The sequence below is a fragment of the Methylomarinum sp. Ch1-1 genome (assembly GCF_030717995.2).
GTDB lineage: Bacteria > Pseudomonadota > Gammaproteobacteria > Methylococcales > Methylomonadaceae > Methylomarinum > Methylomarinum roseum.
This window is the reverse complement of the sequence record NZ_CP157744.1, coordinates 136387-156722: the sequence shown is the minus strand read 5'-3', so window position 1 is coordinate 156722 and position 20336 is coordinate 136387. Positions and strand designations below refer to the sequence as shown.

The window sequence follows — 20336 nt, the reverse complement described above, 5'->3', positions numbered from 1 at the left end:
GCTAGTAGTACTGGAAGCTCAATATATAGGTATTGGCTTCTTGCTTTATGTAGGCTGGTATTTGGCAACAACTGTATTTACATCGTAGAGCAGTAAACAGCAACAAAATAACGGAATTATCAGTACTCCCTATTGCGCAATACGCACTATTACGATAAAATAATCACATGATAAAGAGCTTTAAACACAAAGGACTGGAAAAGTTCTTTACCACAGGAAGCACAGCCGGTATCCAGGCTAAGCACGCTGCAAAGATCAAAGACAGATTAGCCTTTTTAAATGCGGCCACCTGCGTTGAGGATATGAAAAGGCCCAGCTACCGGCTCCACCCTTTAGAGGGTAATTTAAAGGGGCAGTGGGCGGTTGATGTGTCCGGTAACTGGCGCATTGTATTTGAATTTAAAGATGGTGATGCGTACATCGTGAATTATGAGGATTATCACTAATGGTCTACCAACAACATAACCCGCCACATGTCGGCGAATTGATTTACAGAACCTATATCGAGCCCTTCGATAATGTGTCAGCCAACAAGGTTGCAGAGGCTTTAGGTGTTGCTGCAAGCACGTTTAACCGGCTGTTAAACGGCAAGTCTGATCTGTCTCCAGAAATGGCCGTAAAGCTCTCTGCGGTATTGGGTGGCTCTGCGGAAAGCTGGCTCCGGCTTCAGGAAAGTTATGATCTTTGGCAAGCAAGACAGCGTGTTGATATTCGGGCGCTGCATAGAATGGATTTTGACGAACTGGCCGAGGCCGTTTGAGCCGATCTAAATGCAACCAAATAGTTGAGTGCCCGGCTTGATTAATGAGTGCCTGTATCCCTGCAGCGCCCGAATTAATCATTTTATCAGTGTGCTTTTTTTGCGCTGATAACGCTCAACCAGACTTAGGTTCTTTGATGCCAACTTTCTTATCGGTTACCGGCAGCAACAACGGTTCGAATTCACACAGGCAGGAAACGAAATAATTGCTTGTGTTTTCTCGATTTAAACACCGGGTATTTTGCTCGGCCTTCGAAAAAATTCGTAAACGCCCTTTGCTGGTGTCGAAGACATTGTTGCAACGGTACGCTGGAGACTTCTTTGAGAAACGACAGGTCCGGCGTCACTTTCAGTTCTTTTCTAAGCTGCCTGTGCGGCAGTAAACTGCCCAGACCACGCGGCAAAACTCGCAGCGTTTTCTAAGCTGCCTGTGCGGCAGTAAACTTTTGTGAGTTTGCTACCGGGCTTAATCCGGTTTTCTAAGCTGCCTGTGCGGCAGTAAACAAGTCACACAAAACTAACCTTTCGTATTTGTGTTTCTAAGCTGCCTGTGCGGCAGTAAACGAAATTTCGAATACAAAGATTGTCGATTTGCATTTCTAAGCTGCCTGTGCGGCAGTAAACGCGACTACCGGGTTTTTACGTCTGCTTGAGCCTTTCTAAGCTGCCTGTGCGGCAGTAAACGATCTCGGTCAACCAGGGTGATGCGATATGCTTTTCTAAGCTGCCTGTGCGGCAGTAAACAACAGCAATATCGGCTTTGAGCGGGGTGGTATTTTCTAAGCTGCCTGTGCGGCAGTAAACCGATTATAAACGTAAAAAAAACTAATAACAACAATTACTTATTTGCAAATGATTGTTTTAACCATTATTTTTTTGCTTATTTTTAAATTGTTGATTTATTTATATTATTTAAGATCGTAAGTTTTTTGGGGCCTATTTGCATCAAGCAAATAACCTAGGGGCAGTGGCGATTTTCGCAATTTCACGAAGTTAATGCCATACTGTTGTTCAACAGTTTTTGATTTTGTTGAACAACGCTATGAGCAGACAAGATAGTTTGGTGACGACCCTATACAGTCAATTGTTGGAAGAGGCTTTAGCAAACGAATACCGAATGTATTGTCCGGATATTCACGGCTCTTTTGCCAAAGAAAATAGGCGCAATGGCGAATATTGGTATTGGGTAGGCCGAAAAGAGAATAGGGTTAGTCGTATTTATGGCTCTCTAGGATTTCCCGTGGTAACCCCAATATCTAGTGTTCCGCAAACAAGGTCCGGCGTCCCTGCACATCGAGCCAAATATGCTGAAACAATCGGCCCAAGTTATAGATACCGTAGCAGCGGCGCTTGATCACTTTGATTTTGTTATTCAATCCTTCAACAAACCCGCTGGTTTCACGACGAATAAAATAGTTGGTGATGTGATCACGCCAGTTGCCCAAGGTGGTCACAAAGGGCGAGAAACACTCCAATCCCAATTCCGCAATCCTGTTCAGCCACTGCGTTAACGCCTGTTCGGCCTGCGCTTTGGTCAGGTTCTGTTCAAAGAGACCGGTTAGGACTTCACGTTGAACATAGACCTCTTTCAGTACCGGTGCCTGCCGGAATAACGCCAATAAAACGATTTGCTGTTCTTCGGTCAAGCGATTCCAAGGCTTTCGAAACGCCCACATGGCGCCTTTCAGTTGAGCATACTCCGATTCCGGTAAGGTTTGTTTCAGTTGCTTCATTTCGGCTTTGCGCGCTTTATCGGCACAGTCACGATAATGTTTGGCAACATGAAAGCGGTCTACCACAACCTGAGCGTTGGGTAGGGTTTCTTGAGCGGCATTACAGTAACCTTCGTTCATATCGATGCAGACACGACGGATGCTTTGGCATTGCCGAGGCGGCAGCGTCTTTAAAAAGGCCTTGACGGTTTCTTTTTTGCGATCCGGTAACACCGCCAAGAGATACTTTTCACGTTGCGCCGTCAGTCCGGACACGATGACGACAAAATCCTTATGGCCTTTCTTCAAGGCAATTTCATCAATTCCAATCAACTCTAAATCGGGCACTGTCGACCAGTCCACTTGGCGCTGAATATGCCGATCGAGGACACCTTCAATACAACCGATGCTGAGATTCCGTTTCAGGCTGACGTCACTGAGCGTGCTATTGACCAACTCGCGTAAAATCCAATTCTCATAGGCTTTGGTATGCGGGCTCTTGGGATCGTACCACTCGCAACGTTGCGTTGTCGTTGGCCCTTTGTCACAGTAGGGACATTGAAAACGCTTCGGCCGGATGCGAATCCAGACCGGTCGGTCAAAAATCGGTAGATGCCGTAGCGTAATCGCTTTGTCGTAACCGTGAAATTTGTCGATCGTCCGTCCGCAGTGACGACATACCCCCGTATCACGGGTACTGACAACAGTGATCACCAGACCCTTATCGGTTTGTTCGTATTTTTCGACGCTAACATTGGGCAAGTCTAACGGTATTTGTATCTGCGGTTGATTCATTGGCATTCAAAAAAAAGTCGTGTCGTTCTGGTATTTTACAAGAGGCTCCGGTTGCGGTCTTCTAACATACTATATGTTGTGGTCTCCCACGGGAAATCCGGAAGAGCCAAAATTAAATGCTTTTGTCCGGATTTTGCCTGAGAGCTTGCGTTAATATAGATTAAAGCAAGTAACAGCTAGCTCGGGAAATTAGAGCAACTGCGTCTAAAATGTAGAGTCATTGCGTCTCAACTTTGAAAATGAATTCATGAACTGTCCCTTTTGTACGCTACCAAAAGAACGAATCGTCCTTTCTAATAGCTTTGGTTTAGTGATACGCGATGGCTATCCAATTTCGCCAGGACATACCCTTGTTATTCCTCATCGACATATCGGATCATTTTTCGAACTCGAGCCTGATGAACGGGACTCGCTATTTTTACTGCTTGAAGAGTCAAAGCGCGGTTTAGATAAGGAATTCCAGCCCGATGGTTACAATATAGGAATCAATGATGGCCCCTCTGCAGGCCAAACTGTCCCTCATCTTCATATCCATCTCATCCCCCGATATAAATACGATCAAGAAGACCCTCGTGATGGTGTTCGCTGGATTATTCCGGAGAAAGCAAAGTATTGGACTTCATGACTCCCAGCGCTGATCAGCAGCTTAAATTTCTTCATTTGCAGAACATCGGTGGAGCTCAGATTCCCTTTCTTTACCAATACCCACACCCTCGTGGAAAACTGATTCTTCACGATGGCGTAGCCAGTATGCTAAGAACATTCCACCCATTGATACAACAACTATCACGAGCGGGATGGATTGCACATGTCCGGAAAAACAAGCGCAATGCTGAAATCATTGGTCAAGTAGATGAGTTGGAAATGTTTATGTTTGGCTCTTCTCGAGCGTCATTGAATCAGGCCGCCTATGTATTGCGTAAGTTACAGTCTGATAAATGCTTCTATTGCTCGTCAAATTTACCAAAAGAAGCCGACGTCGATCATTTTATTCCTTGGTCGAAATATCCTAGAGACCTAGCCCATAATTTTGTTTTGGCACACGCCTCCTGTAATCGGAAAAAATCCGATATGCTGGCTGCTCAGCATCATTTGGAAAACTGGCTATCGAGAAATCAACGATACGGTACAGACCTTAAGTTACGAACTGACGGGGTTCTTAGCTGACAATGATTGTTCCAACAGAGTTGCTTATTGGGCTTATGAACAAGCAATTCAATCGGGTTCTCATGGATGGCTGGAAAATAGGAAAACCGAATTGCTGAATAAAAGTTGTTTAGCTTTGTTTGTCAGCTGACAAGTCCGCAACCATCCGGTTTTTTTCACGTTATACGCAAAAAGGAACAAGAACAGTGGCTAAAGTCATTATTTTGAATAACGATGGCACTAGTGAAGAAATGAGGCATTGGAATGTTTTAACCGATTTATTTATCAGTATGTTATGATCCAGCATTTTTAACTCTAAGATACAGATGTTATCAGCTAGACCGCATATGAACAAGAAAGGTAATTTCCTCTCGTTATTTTGGGGTTGGCTAACTTCATCTACTGACCGGCGAGTTAAAAACAAGCATCCTGATCTGTATTCTCTTAAAGACACAGAAATAGCGGCAGAATTGCAAGTCCGAAGTGAGGCTGCACGCCTAGGCAAAGCTGGGCTGCCTAAGCCAGACACTAACCAATTAACTGGAGTTGAACAACAAATTGTCCATAGGATTGAACGCGCTCGTCTTGACTATATCGATTGGGCAAATTCACGGCTTCAGGTGATTAATGAAGACTTGTCACGTCTTGATGTGCAATCTATTGTTAAAAGCACTTTGCAACTTGATCAAGAGTTTTCACGCCAAGCGAGTTCGCTTCTTGATCAACTTGAGCCACAAATAAAAGAGTTGTCAATTGTTGCCCAACAGAGAACATCTGAATTGGAAGACTTCAAGCGTCTCAATAGTATCAGGCGTCCTGCCCACTATCCAACTACTGCGAAGAAAATTTTCATGTACTCCCTGTTCTTATTTCTAATCATGATAGAGGGTTTAGCGAATTCCTTTTTCTTTGCTCAAGGCTTAGATACTGGGCTTCTCGGCGGTTTTTTTATGGCCATGATGTTTTCAGCATTAAATGTTGTCTCGGCAGGTATGCTTGGTCGTTACCTTATCCCTTTCATCTTTCACAAGAAATCTGTATTGAGATTTATAGGCATTCTTTTCGTGTTATTAGCATTTGCTTTAATGATAGCCATAGGATTCGGTATTGCGCACTACAGAGATGCTCTCGGCGTAGAAGTTTTAGAACCAGCAAAGTATGCCTTTAATTCCTTAAAATCTAGCCCATTTCAATTGCAAGACATAATGTCCTGGGGACTTTTTGGGATTAGTCTGACTTTTGCAGTCATAGCTCTGTTTGATGGGCTTTTTATGTCCGATATTTACCCTTTCTATGAAGCAAAAACTCGGCGTAGCTTGGAAGCTAAAAGCGATTATGAAACGGCATTTAATGAACTTAGGGAAGAGTTGAATGGGGTAAAGGAGGAGTTTCTTAGGCAGTTGAGTGAAAAAGTAAATAACATCAATCATATACTTGTAAAGCAGAATGCATTAATCCAAAGGAAAGACTCAGCAGCTAAAAGACTAGAAACAGCTATCCAGGATGCCGACCAGTGCATGTGTTCCTTACTTGGGATATTTCGGCAAGAAAATATGATTCACCGAAGCGATATACCTGCTCCTAAAACTTTTAATAAAATTCCAACGTCTAAGCCTCTTAATATCCCGGATTTCGAAATAGAAAAGGATAGGAAAAACTTTGAACGTCAGAAAATCGCTGCTGATGAAGTTTCCCATAGGTCTGAGGAGATTAAAGCTGCAATTCAGACAGCATTCAATCGTGAATTTGATAGGCTAAAACCGCTTGGCATGCATCTAAAAAAAATGCCACAAGATGAAGTATCAGAGGATATATAAGTGACATTAAGAAAAAAGAAAAATCGAGAAACTAAATATATCTATGGTGCATTATTTTTATTTTTAATGACAATAGCTATCGCTGGTGGAGGAATAGCTTACTACTTTATTAATCAAGGCGATCAAATTGATAAGGTTACCTTGTGCCCGGTTTCGGGTTCTGTAGGTCATGTAATACTTCTAGTCGACAAGACCGACCCGCTCAACTTTACTCAGAAACAAGCGTTTCAGGCACTACTCGAAGAAATTGTTACCCGTAAGGTAGAAATAGGTGAACTCGTTTCTGTTTTTGCACTTGGGGAAGATTACAAGTTAACAGCCGAGCCTTTGATTAATATCTGCAATCCGGGCAATGGCAGAGATAAAAGTGAACTTACGTCAAATATCAAACGGTTAGTCAATCGCTATGAAAGTCAGTTTAGGTTACCGATGCTGAATCTTGCCAATGAACTTACCAGTCAAGAGCCTGCGAAATTCTCGCCTATACTTGAAATGATTCAACTTGCCTCGATTAATGGATTTCGTGGATCCGCAGTTGAGGGCCCAAGGCGATTGATTTTGGTCTCTGACATGATGCATAACACCCCTTTTTACTCGATGTACAAAGGGAACTACGAATACAAACTCTTTATTGAAACTGATTATGGACGCAAGATGACGGCCGAGTTGGCTGGAGTAGAGGTCGAGTTACATTACGTTCTAAACGCCCCCAAGTATCAAACACGAAAGCATTTGAAGTTCTGGGAAGACTATTTTTTAAACGCCGGAGCACGTATCGTGTTGGTTCGGCCTCTTGAGGGGTAAAACATATGGACATTAGAGTACAGAAACTATTTGTCATTGCTCTCATTTTAAAAATTGGTCTTTCTGGTATCGGTTGGTTCATAAGCGATCCTTGGATATTTGGACTCGTGTTTCCGCTCAGTGTCATGGGGCTTTATATTGTCCTTGGTATGCATAGATCTAATGATGATATCTCAGACGATAAATTTGCAGACTCGTGCTATTATCTAGGCTTCATTTTTACCATCACATCCATCATTTTCAGTCTTTTTGACTTGCCCGATATTGAGACAAAGATGTCCGAAATTGCTGTGAGATTCGGAGTCGCAATGGTTAGTACCGTTATTGGACTAGCTGTTCGGGTTTATCTCGTGAGCTTCAAGCATGATTTTAACGATGCTATGATCCATGCAGAAGATAGTGTAATCGATGCGACCACTAGGCTAAGTGAACAATTGCGTATCTCCTTGGAGAACTTACAAGAATTTGATTCGCGTGTCGATGAGGCAACTAAGACAACTTTAACGAATGTTGCGGTGGGCGTGGAGCAACTGACTGAGTCTTACGGAAATAAGCTTTCATTATTATTTGAGGATCTTTCTAGCCATAACAAAGAGGCGTTTGAATCGACTTTGAATGAGGTCAAGGACTCAACAAATCGTTTGGCTGACTCTGTCGACTTGTACTCTTCGTCGCTCCGAACAAATCTTGGGAGCATTGAAGACAAAGTTACGATGTTTGCGGATGTTGTAACTAAGCGACTGGAGGAAACGACTTTTCCGGATGATTATTTCTCTAAGCAGCTGAATGGCCCTATCAAACGTCTTAGTCTCAGTACAGATAAAATGGCTGAACATGTCGCTCAAGTGGCCATCGATGTGTCTTCGTCTACGGAAGGAATTAGCAGTTCGCTTGCACGACTACGTTCTCGATCTGATGAAATCGGAGATGCGTTGGAACGTGTTACTGAGCTTGCGGGCACTCAGGAGCAGATTCTTTACGGTACCCAGAGTCAGGTTGAAACGCTTAGTGTGCTCTCAAGCACGTTAAGAGTTACGCAGCAGAATATCGGCAAAGTGTCCGAGTCTATGATTGCACAAACCAAGCTCTATGAGCAGCATATAGCAGAGCAAAAAGGACAATCCTCAAGTCTTGCTGTAGCGACAACAGAATTGGCTAGTTTACGAGAATCCTGGTTTAAAACCAATGAATCAGATCAAACACTGAACGAACTTATCATCGATGTACTTTCAGGCATTACAAAGCAGAACGAGAATGTTACGAATGGGCTGGAAGCTATTCAGAAAAAACTTGTCGAACAACATGAGTCAGCTAAAGAAGCTCATATAGCTTTGAACGAGATTGTTCTGAAATTAGATGGGATAGTCAATGAGGTGCCTTCCTTCAAGGACTTGCTTGACGATGTACTGAACGATCGTAAGCTTATCGGACAGCGCCAGCACGAGCATGATTCAGTGAAGAGCGACCTTCATAGGCAGCACGCTTCCACGCTACATGGTGAGAGATCTACATTTGCTGGCTCGAGCAACAGTAAGCTTTAGGAAAAATGATGATCAGAAGGCCTGAGCGTAGTGACTCAATTTTTCAACTGTCACTAACCGAGATTGCATTTTCCTTGATTTTTATACTATTAATTCTATTGGGCTGGATGCATGCAAATACGGATCGCAAATACAAAGAAGTTGTTGCGAAGATAGAAAAACTGAAAAAACTCACAAAAATCGAGGATCAATTGGAAACTTTTGAAAGTCAATTGATGAAAGCGGGTGCTAACCCGGATGCAATCATCTCTCAGCTCGTAAGCAATACGAAAGTTGTTGCTGAAGCAGCTGAACTTAGAATAAAGCTCGAAGAGATGAACGAGCAGCTCTCCCAACTGGTAAATATTCGTGACGTGCTTGATAAGGTTAGGAGTTCACATATTGGTGAGATATCACATGAAGAAATCATTGCCGCAATTAAGTTGACAAATAATCTCAGCGAGAAAGTCTTCTCCGGTACCGGCGATCAGTTTCTGATAGATGAATCATCAGATCAAGAGAATAAACATGTTTTGGAAAGCTCTAGAATTGATAGAAAGCAGAAAAAAACAGTACCGGAAGAGAAAATCAATCGTGTTGAAAAAGAATCACTTGCTGCTCTGGAATTCATTCAAGAGCTCGAGAAGGCATATAGGGTGCAATTCAATAAACCGCTGGACCGAAGCAAGCTACAACAACTTGCAAAGACCCTGGTTGAATCTTCAAAGGTCAATTATGCGAAAGAAGCGGCTGATCTTCGCGGTCAGCTGGCTTACCTTAAAGTGCGATTATCTGGTGGTCAAGGGAGAGATCATCCGCCTTGCTGGGCCGACGAAAATACTGGTCGTATCGAATATCTCTTTGATATTGTAATTACACAGGAAGGACTAGTTGTTGAAAAAGCATGGCCTAAACATAGACAGAATGAAGCAGAAAATTTGCCTAGAATTAACGAGATCCTGGGACATACAGTCTCTAAAGCTACCTTTTTAAGAGCTACCGAAGCAATTTTTAATCTTTCAAAAGAAAAAAATTGCCGTCATTTTGTAATATTAAAGAATCGCGTAAACGACTTATCACACTTCAATAGCCATCGGTTTGCGGTAAGTAGCGTCTTTTATACTTTTGAGCCCCGATAACTAGACAGAATCAACCAAATTGACAATTGTTCGGGAATTTAGAGCAACTGCGTCTCAAATGAAGAACCGATAAAGTAATAATCAAAAGACACTTTGAATGCTGGGTATCGACCCAAACCGGCCATCCGTCCCAATAACTGATCGTCTGGTTATCTCCAGCAAGCTGCCAACTGTTGGTAGACTTGATCACATTAGCACGGCACAAACAAAAACTTGATAAATTAAGCTCTGCTTGCAGTTGGGGATTCAATTTGCTTAACCAGACGGATGTGATAACAAATATCGCATTGTTCTAATTTTTTGACGCAGTTCCTTGACTTATTTTCTATTTTGATGTTGACCCCTTTTTTTATTTATGTTAAACCATATCTAATAGTTCTTTTCAGCTTCTTGCATGTTTATGACAAACACCTAGCTGTTTTTTTAACTATTTCGTAAGAGTGGTTTCTCTATGACGCTTGACATGGCAAACGTTTTTCATCGTTGGCCAGGCTAATATCGGTTAACACTTAATCAATATAAGGGCAAGGGGGATAATAATGAAGAATTGTATAATAACTACCCTAATTTCAATATTGATATCAAACAACGCACTAGCTATTAACAATAATCCGATATTAGCTTGCGATAATCTTGCCTCTGATCCTTTTGACTCAGAACGCAAGGCAAAAGGTATTAAATCTGATGACATCAATATTAACAGAGCATTAGAGGCTTGTCGTCAGGAATTATCTCTATATCCGTATATATCACGCCTCCAATATCAATATGGGCGGGTGTTAAATAAAAACAAACAATTCAAGCAGGCGGCACAATGGTATTACAAAGCTGCAAAACAAGGATATACTCCAGCACAATTTCATCTCAGCCTTATGACTGACGTGGATATACCTTTTGATTATAGTAATTCTGATGAACAAACTCGTAACGCCGCTAAAAATGGTTATGCACCAGCACAATATCTTCTCGGCATGATGTACCAATTTGGGATGACTCCAGCCTTTAATGCTCCAAAAGATTACAATAAAGCTGCTAGTTGGTATTACAAGGCAGCTATGCAAGGCCATGCTATGGCGCAATACAATCTAGGCTATTTATTCGATAATGGCCAGGGAGTACCGCAAGACAATAAGAAAGCAGTGTCATGGTATAAATACGCGGCCAACAATGGAAACGCAGATGCCATGCATCGTATTGGAAAAATTTACAGTAAAGCAAATAAATATTCTGAAGCTGCTAACTGGTTTCTTTCTGGCGCAAATGAGGGGCATCGAGATTCGCAATTTGAAATCGGTGCGATGTATCTTGAAGGTCGAGGTGTTCCGGGAAGCTTCGATAAAGCGCATGAATGGCTTCTAAAAGCAGCAAAGCAAAATCAACCTGATGCCCAATCAGCATTAGGTGAGATGTATAACAATGGTTGGGGAGTTCGAAAAGACCCAAAAGTAGCTGCTATATGGTGGACCGCTTCAGTAAAACAAGGAGAACCGTGGTCTCAAGTTCATCTTGGAAACGCCTACTATCACGGTATTGGCGTACCAAAAGACCATAAAAAAGCCGAGTTATTGTTTCAATTGGCTTCAAAAAGCAAAAATACCAGCGTAGCATCACACGCTCAAAAGAACCTAAGAGTAATGCGAAAAAGACAATACGATAATAATTTATCATCCGGAGAAATTCTAGGTGCTCTCGCTATTTTAGGACTTGTGGGACTTGCTCTATCCGGTGATGGCGGCACAGATTCTAATAACTCGTCCGCCGGATCAACATATAAACCACCAGATCCATACGACGGCTGGCTAGTTCCTGGAGTATGTCAAGGTATGGACTGTATATACGAACTTGATTAATCAATTGAGAAATATTAGTAAGACAATTTATAGATGTACTCCATCTAGACAGAATATTTTATGAAGGGAATAATTATAGAAAACAAGAACAGGCGAGATGATCATGATGAAAAAATTAAAAGCTATTATCATAATTACTACAATTTATTTGACTTTTATATCACCTGTTCAAGCATATGACTGGGGAAGGGTTTTAGGGGAAGTAATTGAAAAAGGCTTGGATAATATAGGCAATAACCCACAGTACCCTGATAAATCAAAGCAGAAAGAAAATTATTCTAATCCATATTCCTCTAGACAACCAGAAAATGATTCTCAACAATATAGTAAAGGATATGATTTCGACAATACCCAATCTCAAAAACAGATGATTATTGAGGCTCAAAACCATCTGAATCGTCTTGGTTATAATGTTGGTTTTGCAGATGGTATTTTCGGAAAAAAAACAGCTGCCGCGATTAAAGCATTTCAGAGAGAATATGGTTTTGTTGTCGATGGAAAGTTAACGAAGAGTATTATTAATGAACTTAGATCAGCAAATAAGCAGATGCCACCCAAGACTTCCGGTATTGCTAGTCATCAAGATATGTCTAAATGTGGCTCCGATGGTAAATTTGCGGCTCTCTAGGATTTCCCGTGGTAACCCCAATATCTAGTGTTCCGCAAACAAGAGCCGGCGTCCCTGCACATCCAGCCAAATATGCTGGAACAATCGACCCAGGTTATAGATACCGTAGCAGCGGCGCTTGATCACTTTGATTTTGTTATTCAACCCTTCAACAAACCCGCTGGTTTCACGCCGAATAAAATAGTTGGTGATGTGATCACGCCAGTTGTTTAATGTGGTGACAAAAGACGTGAAACAATCCAATCCCAATTCCGCAATTCTGTCCAGCCACTGCGTTAACGCCTGTTCGGCCTGCGCTTTGGTCAGGTTCTGTTCAAAGAGACCGGTTAGGACTTCACGTTGAACATAGACATCTTTCAGTATCGGCGCCTGCCGGAATAACGCCAATAAAACGATTTGCTGTTCTTCGGTCAAGCGATTCCAAGGCTTTCGAAACGCCCACATGGCGCCTTTCAGTTGCGCATACTCCGATTCCGGTAAGGTTTGTTTCAGTTGCTTCATTTCGGCTTTGCGCGCTTTATCGGCACAGTCACGATAATGTTTGGCGACATGAAAGCGGTCTACCACAACCTGAGCGTTGGGTAGGGTTTCTTGAGCGGCATTACAGTAACCTTCGTTCATATCGATGCAGACACGACGGATGCTTTGGCATTGCCGAGGCGGCAGCGTCTTTAAAAAGGCCTTGACGGTTTCTTTTTTGCGATCCGGTAACACCGCCAAGAGATACTTTTCACGTTGCGCCGTCAGTCCGGAGACGATGACGACAAAATCCTTATGGCCTTTCTTCAAGGCAATTTCATCAATTCCAATCAACTCTAAATCGGGCACTGTCGACCAGTCCACTTGGCGCTGAATATGCCGATCGAGGATGCCTTCAATACAACCGATGCTGAGATGCCGTTTCAGGCTGACGTCACTGAGCGTGCTATTGACCAACTCGCGTAAAATCCAATTCTCATAGGCTTTGGTATGCGGACTCTTGGGATCGTACCACTCGCAACGTTGCGTTGTCGTTGGCCCTTTGTCACAGTAGGGACATTGAAAACGCTTCGGCCGGATGCGAATCCAGACCGGTCGGTCAAAAATCGGCAGATGCCGTAGCGTAATCGCTTTGTCGTAACCGTGAAATTTGTCGATCGTTCGACCGCATTGACGACACACCGCCGTATCACGGCTACTGACAACAGTGATCACCAAACCCTTATCGGTTTGTTCGTATTTTTCAACTCGAACATTGGGCAAGTCTAACGGTATTTGTATCTGCGGTTGATTCATTGGCATTCAAAGAAAAAGTCGTCCTTTGGCTATTTTACATGAGGCTCCCGTTGCGGTCTTCTAACATACTATATGTTGTGGTCTCCCACGGGAAATCCGGAAGAACCGTATTTATCTGGGGCCAGATAACTCTAAGACAAAAGAAATAGTTGAGCGTTTAAAACAACGCAAACTTGAAGCGATCGATGCAATTAGCTCTTTACGAAAAACAACCAAGGCTTATTTGTCTGCCGGTGGAATACCGAATGAGCCATCACATTTTAAAATTATACAATCCTTAGCTGAGCAGGGGCTGTTTCAAAAAAATGTGTTATTGATCGGCTCCCATGCATTTTTATCGATTTGTAATGCGCTAAGCATTGATTCAAAAGGATCGTATTTGCGCACAACAGATATCGATTTCGCGCGGCCTGAAGGTATTGAGATCGGAATTCCAAATGACCGGTCTTTTCAGATAGATATTCCTACTGTCGTTAAGGAATTCGATAAGAATTTCTTTTTGATTCCTCGATTGGATAACAAGGAGCCTTCGACATCGATGCAAAACAACACATTGAAAATTAAAATTGATTTTCTAACAACGGAATCGAAAGATGGAAGAGCTTTCTTTTATCCGGATCTTGGTATTGCTGCCGAGCCCTTGGCATACATGGGTTATTTGCTTGGCGGAGACAACTTTAAAGGATTGGTAGTCGGTAAATATGCGATCCCTGTTGTTTTGCCGGACCCAGCACGTTTTGCGATACACAAATTAATTGTTTCGGAGGCCCGGTCAACTGTTTTCAGGTCGAAATCGATCAAAGATATTCAGCAATCTGGGGTTTTGTTGGATTTTCTTATCGATGAGGATACCGAATCCGTCAAAGAGGCGTTAGAGGATTCTCAATCGGTCGGTGGCGCCATTAAAAATATCCAAAAAGCCTTGCCGAAGTTACAAAAAATCAACAGTGACGCCGCGGATTTTATCAAAGTTTGCCTGGACGGAAATCATGGTTTGAAGCCGTTTTGATACAATTCTTTGAGCCAGTCTATGGTTGTTTCGCAGACCGGAATTCCCATCAGCGTATCGAACATGAGCGCGCTCCATGGGAAGAAGACAAGAGCCGCGACAATAATGCCGACCAGGTTTGGCAAGGCATCAAGTATTTTATTGAACAGATCATCGAATAAAGAAGTTATTTTGTAGTGCAGGCTGTCCATATTATTTTCTCATAGGGTAATTTATAAAAGTTTAATAATTTTATTTTATCTCAGAAATACATTTTAATTAATAATTTAAGAGTAAAATTATATAATTTTTAAAAAATTGTGTATCAATTCTAAGTTTTATTTTCGAGTCTGTGCCTGCAGGGAGAAAGCTGTAGTTTACTTGCAGAGGGCGCGGCTCACGAGAATATGCTGGGATATTAACTACTTCGATTTTTATTTTTTGTCTTGGTACATCTTTTCGCTGCGGAGCGGTGATTACGGAAATCTGCCACTTGTCTACTTTTAGCTCTCGATGCTCAGGCTCGCTTCTGAAGGCCGAAGGCTCTTTGACTATAACCTCTAAGCCATAGCGCCCTCCAATATAGTCCATAATACACCCTTTGATATTTTGAATGTCCTTTGGGGAAAATCTATTCCGCCAGCAAAATCAAGGTCTTCACTGAATCTGCTAGACCCATAACACAACCTTATTGACTTCCTCCCCCACCTAAAGGAAGGGGATTCCTAATTCATCGAGAATCGGATGGTGATATCGGAATATCGTCATCACTTACATTCTCTCCAAAGGCTAACACCGCCAGCCCGGCGGCTAAAACGTTTTTCGCTGCATTCAGGTCGCGATCGTGATTCGTCCCGCATTGCGGGCACTCCCAGGACCGAACGTTCAGCGGCATGGATTGGGTAACTAAACCGCAGCAATGACAGCGTTTGGTGGACGGAAAAAACCGATCAATTTCAACATAGACTCTGCCAGCCCAATTCGCTTTATATTCGATCTGGCGCGTCAGTTCGCCCCAGCTGGCGTCGGCAATCGATTTGGCGAGCGTGGGATGTTTGATCAGGTTTTTTACTGCAAGGTTTTCCGCGCAAACCACTTGGTTCTCGTTAATGAGTTTGCGTGACAGCTTGTGCAAATGATCCTGTCTACAATCGGCGATCTTTGCATGAAGGCGGGCGACCTTGCGCTTTGCTTTTGCCCGGTTTCGGCCGCCTAACGTCTTTTTCGCTAAGCGACGCTGAAGGATTGCCAGTTTCACTTCGTATTTCGCGGTATGACGAGGATTCCCGGATCGAAATTCGTCCGAGGACACAAACAGGTCTTTAATGCCGACATCGATGCCAACTTTCTTATCGGTTACCGGCAGTAACAACGGTTCGAATTCACACAGGCAGGAAACGAAATAGCGGCCAGCCCGATCCTTGGACACGGTAATGGTTGATGGCGCGCAAGGCAGCTTCCGACTCCAGCGGATGTCCAACGGGTTCTTGCATTTGGCCAAAGTCAGCTGGCCGTTCTTGTAAGTAAATGCTCGATAAGTAAATTCTGCAGATTGCTTGTGTTTTCTCGATTTAAACACCGGGTATTTTGCTCGGCCTTCGAAAAAATTCGTAAACGCCCTTTGCTGGTGTCGAAGACATTGTTGCAACGGTACGCTGGAGACTTCTTTGAGAAACGACAGGTCCGGCGTCACTTTCAGTTCGGTTAATTTTGCACTGGCGCCAGAATAATTGATTTTAACCTGGTCTTGCTGGTAAACATCCATTCGGTACCGAAGGATGGCATTATAGACAAAGCGCACGCAACCAAACGTTTTAGTCAACAAAACTTCTTGTTCAGCATCAGGGTAAAATCGATATTTATACGCGCGTTTCACTGTCATATTATGAGTTTAATAGAAAATAATAAAACTGTTAATAGCAACCCCCTACAACATCATTATGTTTTTTGGTGAGACAATTCAATCTTGCGCTATCCCTCCCGGCCCTAAAGAACCGGGTTTCTCGCTCGATTTTGATGAATAAACTCAATGACCCCGAAAGGAGTTTTACACTCGCCTTTTCGCCCAGTAGTCATTACAGTTAGGCGGTCTATGGGAATTTGAGAAATCACTCCGTATTCGGATAGTGCAGACTCAAAGCTAACGTAACTATATTCTCCACGTCGAAGTGTCTTTGCAATATATTCAAGGGTGAAACTGTTCTGATTATGCGCGTATGGGTTGACGTAAATACCTTTGCAGGCTCTCACCAAAAATCCTTCTCGCACTAGTCTATTAATTCCATCTTTTAGTGTTCGATAACGATCTTCGGGAAAAATTTTCGCCAAATCATGAATGGTAAAAACGTAACGACCTTGTGAATCCCAGGCTGCTAGACGTTTAATGGCTGTTTTTGTATTCAATGCTTTAAAAATATGTGGCAAAAAAACAATAAAAATCCGTGATTGGCATTGTGATTGTTTTGTTTTTCTTTTCTAAGCTGCCTGCGCAGCTGAGTTCAGTTTATCAATTTGCTGAAGCCTGGTCCGATGTTGATAAAATATATGGTATTATTGATAATAAAAGATAGTTTTGTCGGATTATTAAAACTTAATGCCGTGACGGAGTGAATATGGAACAACAACAATTAACCGAAGAAGACATCATCAATTTGGGGGTTCAGCCCATTCCGGAAGACTTAGAGTAATGCAATTAGGTGTGATCGATGAAAGCTGAGTTATCCAACCGTTTGGTAGTCATTGATTGCGAAACCACTGGACTGTCGATCGAGGCCGGTCATCGGATCATCGAGATCGGTTGCGTTGAAATGATTGACCGGAAGAGGACGGGAAATAAGTTTCATGCGTACTTGAATCCTGATCGCTTTATGGAAGAGGAAGTCATTCGGATTCACGGAATCACTAATGAGGAATTACTGGACAAGCCAAGATTTAAAGATATCGCCAAAGAATTCATAGAATTCATTACAGGTTCTCAGCTTGTGATTCATAACGCGCCTTTTGATATTGGTTTTTTGAATAATGAGCTATCAATTTTAGAAGAAAATCTGGGTCGAATTAGTGATTATTGCACCATTTTTGATACGTTGAGCTACGCTGAAAACAAGCATCCAGGACAGCGCAATAATCTCGACGCATTGTGCCGACGTTATCATATAGATAATAGTCACAGGACTTTTCATGGTGCATTACTAGATGCTGAGATTTTGTCAGATGTTGCCGTGCTATTGACCGGCGGGCAAGAATCCTTGTTTGCCGAAAAGGAGGTGCATTTAGGCGTCTCGGAAAATGGTTCGATGACTCCAACCGTTAAGTCCCCGCGGCCAGTCTTAAGAGTTATCAAGGCGACACCAGGTGAAATAGAGCGACATATTCAAAAATTAAAAGAAATTAAGAGCTCAACTGGGTCATGCGTGTGGGCAAGTGACATTCCGGAAATATCAGAACTTCTTGAAATTCAAAATTCTTTGAGATAGGTATAGACATGCAGGATATACAAGAGCAATTAACAGGTAACCTGATTAGGGAGAATGGAAGTATTGTTGGCCTAAATCGATTAATCAGGCGTGGTCGCAAAAGGGGAATTGGAGATCAGTTCAAATTACGCATAAGGACAACCAGAAATTCTGAAAAAGATAATAAATACAGGTTTACAACTATCAGTATTGATAATCACGGTTTTGACAAGGGTTTTGAGATAGCTGTAGGCAAGATTTGTCATTGGCTGTCTCTTTCAGATGGACAAAGAAGTCAGTTGATGGCATGTAAAAAATTTTATCAAACCGATGCAGATGCAGTCAAAGCCCATAACGAAAAAGAAAAAATGCTCTCCGACCAAAGAGAAGAGCGACTTTGTCAAAAGAAAGACAGACCATTCATGGGAACTGATGGAGAAGAAAGAACGCCAAGTCAGGTGCGTGTTCGGGATACTCATCAAGCCGTGCCTGAAGAGTTCAAATTCAGCAGTTCTATGAATAAAATGAAAAATGCACTTCAATTTTTTAAACCGAGAACAAAATGTTGAGTGCCCGGCTTGATTAATGAGTGCCTGCATCCCTGCAGCGCCCGAATTAATCATTTTATCAGTGTGCTTTTTTTGCGCTGATAACGCTCAACCAGACTTAGGTTCTTTAGAACCTACGATATTTAGGTCATGACACCTTGGGGTGCTTCACCAGCTCCAGGCTCTGTCGTTAGCCATTAAACAGCACGAACCGGATCAGCGGGCAGTGTGGCTAGCATGACAAGCCTTTATATCATTGTCGAGGTGACAATTACGGGCGCAAGCCCAGGAGACGTTTTTATGACTACCTTTAATTCGGTGTTCGTTTTAGACACCACCAAGAAACCGCTTACACCCTGCGCTCCGGCACGGGCAAGAGCATTGCTTCGGGATGGTAAAGCCGCTGTTTGGCGTACCGTCCCGTTTACCATTATTTTGAAAGCCGCCATGCCTGATGCAGTTGTAAAGCTGCTTAGTTGCAAGATTGATCCAGGCTCAAAAACGACCGGAATTGCTCTTGTGGATGATGATAACCGCGTGTTGTTTGCCGCTGAACTGGAACATCGTGGCAAAGCGATCAAAGCCGCTCTGGATTCACGGCGTTCGTTGCGTAGGGGTAGGCGTGGTCGAAAAACCCGTTACCGTGCGGCACGGTTCAATAACCGTGTACGTGCTGAAAACTGGTTGCCACCTAGCCTGCAACATCGGGTTGAAACAACGATGACTTGGGTTAATCGTTTCCGTCGATGGGCTGACATAGCTGAAATTGCAGTCGAGCGAGTCAAGTTCGACATGCAGCAGATGAACAATCCCAATATTGCTGGGGTTGAATACCAGCAAGGCACGTTGGCTGGCTATAGCGCAAGGAGTACCTACTGGAAAAATGGGGCAGGAAGTGCGCTTATTGCGGGGCTGAGCATGTGCCTTTGCAAATCGAGCACATTAAACCCCGTGCAAAAGGCGGAACCAACAACATCAGCAACCTGACATTGGCTTGTGAGCCTTGCAATACGCGCAAAGGCACGAAAGATATTACCGTTTTCCTGAAAAACAAGCCTGATGTGCTTAAGCGGGTGTTGGCGCAACTGAAAAAACCATTGACCGATGCCGCAGCCGTTAACGCAACCAGGAACAAACTATTTACCGATCTACTAAAAACCGGCTTACCCGTTGAAACCGGAACCGGCGCTCAAACCAAGTTCAATCGTACCCGCCTTGACTATCCTAAGGCGCATTGGATAGATGCCGCTTGTGTCGGGGAATCCGGTGCAACCGTTACGCTCGACCCCGATATGAAACCATTGCTAATCAAAGCAACCGGACATGGCACCCGGCAAACAGTGAGGCCCGATAAGTACGGATTTCCGCGTGGTGGGGCTGGGCGTGTCAAACGTGTTCACGACTTTCAAACTGGCGACCTAGTTAGGTTAAATCAGCCGAAAGGTAAATATGCCGGTGAGCATGTGGGGCGTTTGGCTGGTATTCGTGCAACCGGTATGTTCGATATAAAAACAGAATTGGGAAAAATAACAGCCAGTTTCAAAAACTACACTTTGATTCAAAGGGGGGACGGCTATGCGTACGCACACTGATAAAACCGCCGGGCAAGCAGTTAAAGATGCCCTCGCGCTCGACGCTTTACCCCTTTCGCTAAAGCCGCTGTTATTGCGGCGCGAAAGGTACGCGATCTCGCTGGGGGGTCGCTCCCCATCCATGGGAGAGATTCAGGGTTGCTAAACATCCCCATGGATAAACCCAGGGGGGGGTGTGGCGCTTAATAATCCAGGGGCTCCCAGCTCTCACCCATCGGGTGAGAGCATCTGCCGGCGTTACGACAATTTTTACTGACAGGTATGTCAGTTGTTAATTAGTAGCGCGCCTAATTGGCTGAAGGAGGAA

Annotated in this window: 18 protein-coding genes, 3 pseudogenes and 1 CRISPR repeat array; of the genes and pseudogenes, 14 read left to right on the top strand and 7 right to left on the bottom strand. The window is 43.3% G+C overall.

Features of this window, described 5'->3' with window-relative positions:
* Window positions 1-167 precede the first annotated feature (167 nt).
* Both Q9L42_RS20970 and Q9L42_RS20965 read left to right on the top strand, forming a co-directional pair.
* On the top strand, window positions 168-446 hold the full coding sequence (locus Q9L42_RS20970; protein ID WP_305906320.1) for a type II toxin-antitoxin system RelE/ParE family toxin: 279 nt from the start codon (window positions 168-170) through the stop codon (window positions 444-446).
* Window positions 446-760, top strand: coding sequence for a HigA family addiction module antitoxin (locus Q9L42_RS20965; protein WP_305906319.1), 315 nt, complete (start codon window positions 446-448; stop codon window positions 758-760). Before Q9L42_RS20970 ends, Q9L42_RS20965 begins: the two co-directional genes overlap by 1 nt.
* Window positions 761-896: 136 nt before the next feature.
* On the opposite strand, the pseudogene Q9L42_RS20960 reads toward Q9L42_RS20965, so the two are convergent.
* Window positions 897-1113 (bottom strand): annotated as a pseudogene (locus Q9L42_RS20960) (hypothetical protein); the annotation flags it as partial.
* A gap of 4 nt (window positions 1114-1117) precedes the next feature.
* Window positions 1118-1564: direct repeats of the CRISPR family, unit length 28 nt; unit sequence TTTCTAAGCTGCCTGTGCGGCAGTAAAC.
* A gap of 452 nt (window positions 1565-2016) precedes the next feature.
* Window positions 2017-3267, bottom strand: a complete 1251-nt coding sequence (locus tag Q9L42_RS20955; RefSeq protein ID WP_305906317.1) for an ISL3 family transposase — start codon at window positions 3265-3267, stop codon at window positions 2017-2019.
* A 247-nt stretch (window positions 3268-3514) separates the two neighbouring features.
* On the opposite strand from Q9L42_RS20955, the gene Q9L42_RS20950 reads away from it, so the two are divergent.
* The 8 genes from Q9L42_RS20950 (at window position 3515) to Q9L42_RS20915 (ending at window position 12171) form a co-directional block, all read left to right on the top strand.
* The gene (locus Q9L42_RS20950; RefSeq protein ID WP_305906316.1) at window positions 3515-3892 is read left to right on the top strand and encodes an HIT family protein; all 378 of its coding nucleotides are present in this window, start codon (window positions 3515-3517) and stop codon (window positions 3890-3892) included.
* Window positions 3889-4434, top strand: a complete 546-nt coding sequence (locus Q9L42_RS20945) for an HNH endonuclease (protein ID WP_305906338.1) — start codon at window positions 3889-3891, stop codon at window positions 4432-4434. Before Q9L42_RS20950 ends, Q9L42_RS20945 begins: the two co-directional genes overlap by 4 nt.
* Window positions 4435-4760: 326 nt before the next feature.
* Window positions 4761-6230, top strand: coding sequence for a hypothetical protein (locus Q9L42_RS20940; RefSeq protein ID WP_349432836.1), 1470 nt, complete (start codon window positions 4761-4763; stop codon window positions 6228-6230).
* Window positions 6231-7034, top strand: a complete 804-nt coding sequence (locus Q9L42_RS20935) for a hypothetical protein (protein ID WP_305906314.1) — start codon at window positions 6231-6233, stop codon at window positions 7032-7034. It begins immediately after the preceding gene.
* 5 nt (window positions 7035-7039) lie between these two features.
* On the top strand, window positions 7040-8575 hold the full coding sequence (locus Q9L42_RS20930; RefSeq protein ID WP_305906313.1) for a hypothetical protein: 1536 nt from the start codon (window positions 7040-7042) through the stop codon (window positions 8573-8575).
* 5 nt (window positions 8576-8580) lie between these two features.
* Window positions 8581-9693: a hypothetical protein gene (locus tag Q9L42_RS20925; RefSeq protein ID WP_305906312.1), complete on the top strand. Its 1113-nt coding sequence runs from the start codon at window positions 8581-8583 to the stop codon at window positions 9691-9693.
* Between the two features lie 539 nt (window positions 9694-10232).
* Entirely contained in the window at window positions 10233-11543 is a 1311-nt protein-coding gene (locus tag Q9L42_RS20920) for a tetratricopeptide repeat protein (protein WP_305906311.1), read from the top strand.
* 103 nt (window positions 11544-11646) lie between these two features.
* Window positions 11647-12171 carry a peptidoglycan-binding domain-containing protein gene (locus Q9L42_RS20915; protein WP_349432835.1) on the top strand — a complete coding sequence of 175 codons (525 nt, stop codon included), beginning with the start codon at window positions 11647-11649 and terminating at the stop codon, window positions 12169-12171.
* 24 nt (window positions 12172-12195) lie between these two features.
* Here the strand turns inward: Q9L42_RS20915 and Q9L42_RS20910 are convergent, their stop codons facing one another.
* Window positions 12196-13446: an ISL3 family transposase gene (locus tag Q9L42_RS20910; RefSeq protein ID WP_349432834.1), complete on the bottom strand. Its 1251-nt coding sequence runs from the start codon at window positions 13444-13446 to the stop codon at window positions 12196-12198.
* 223 nt (window positions 13447-13669) lie between these two features.
* Between Q9L42_RS20910 and Q9L42_RS20905 the strand changes: the two genes are divergently transcribed.
* The gene (locus tag Q9L42_RS20905) at window positions 13670-14455 is read left to right on the top strand and encodes a GSU2403 family nucleotidyltransferase fold protein (RefSeq protein ID WP_305906308.1); all 786 of its coding nucleotides are present in this window, start codon (window positions 13670-13672) and stop codon (window positions 14453-14455) included.
* Here the strand turns inward: Q9L42_RS20905 and Q9L42_RS20900 are convergent.
* The 4 genes and pseudogenes from Q9L42_RS20900 to abiEi all read right to left on the bottom strand — a co-directional run bounded on the left by Q9L42_RS20900 (window position 14434) and on the right by abiEi (window position 16837).
* Window positions 14434-14646, bottom strand: a complete 213-nt coding sequence (locus tag Q9L42_RS20900) for a hypothetical protein (protein WP_305906307.1) — start codon at window positions 14644-14646, stop codon at window positions 14434-14436. The two genes, Q9L42_RS20905 and Q9L42_RS20900, sit on opposite strands and share 22 nt — an antisense overlap.
* A gap of 142 nt (window positions 14647-14788) precedes the next feature.
* Window positions 14789-15138, bottom strand: a pseudogene (locus tag Q9L42_RS20895) (nucleotidyl transferase AbiEii/AbiGii toxin family protein); the annotation flags it as partial.
* Window positions 15139-15164: 26 nt separating this feature from the next.
* Window positions 15165-16316 carry an RNA-guided endonuclease InsQ/TnpB family protein gene (locus Q9L42_RS20885; RefSeq protein WP_349432831.1) on the bottom strand — a complete coding sequence of 384 codons (1152 nt, stop codon included), beginning with the start codon at window positions 16314-16316 and terminating at the stop codon, window positions 15165-15167.
* A 104-nt stretch (window positions 16317-16420) separates the two neighbouring features.
* A complete protein-coding gene (gene abiEi, locus Q9L42_RS20880) occupies window positions 16421-16837 on the bottom strand; it encodes a type IV toxin-antitoxin system AbiEi family antitoxin (protein WP_305906304.1) in 417 nt (138 codons plus the stop codon).
* 302 nt (window positions 16838-17139) lie between these two features.
* Here abiEi and dnaQ point away from each other — a divergent pair, with 302 nt between their 5' ends.
* From dnaQ to iscB, 3 genes and pseudogenes are all read left to right on the top strand, one after another.
* Complete coding sequence (gene dnaQ / locus Q9L42_RS20875; RefSeq protein ID WP_305906303.1) at window positions 17140-17910, top strand: DNA polymerase III subunit epsilon; 771 nt, start codon at window positions 17140-17142, stop codon at window positions 17908-17910.
* Window positions 17911-17918: 8 nt separating this feature from the next.
* Window positions 17919-18458, top strand: a complete 540-nt coding sequence (locus tag Q9L42_RS20870; protein ID WP_305906302.1) for a hypothetical protein — start codon at window positions 17919-17921, stop codon at window positions 18456-18458.
* A 279-nt stretch (window positions 18459-18737) separates the two neighbouring features.
* A pseudogene (gene iscB, locus Q9L42_RS20865) lies at window positions 18738-20029 on the top strand (RNA-guided endonuclease IscB).
* The last annotated feature ends 307 nt before the right edge of the window (window positions 20030-20336 follow it).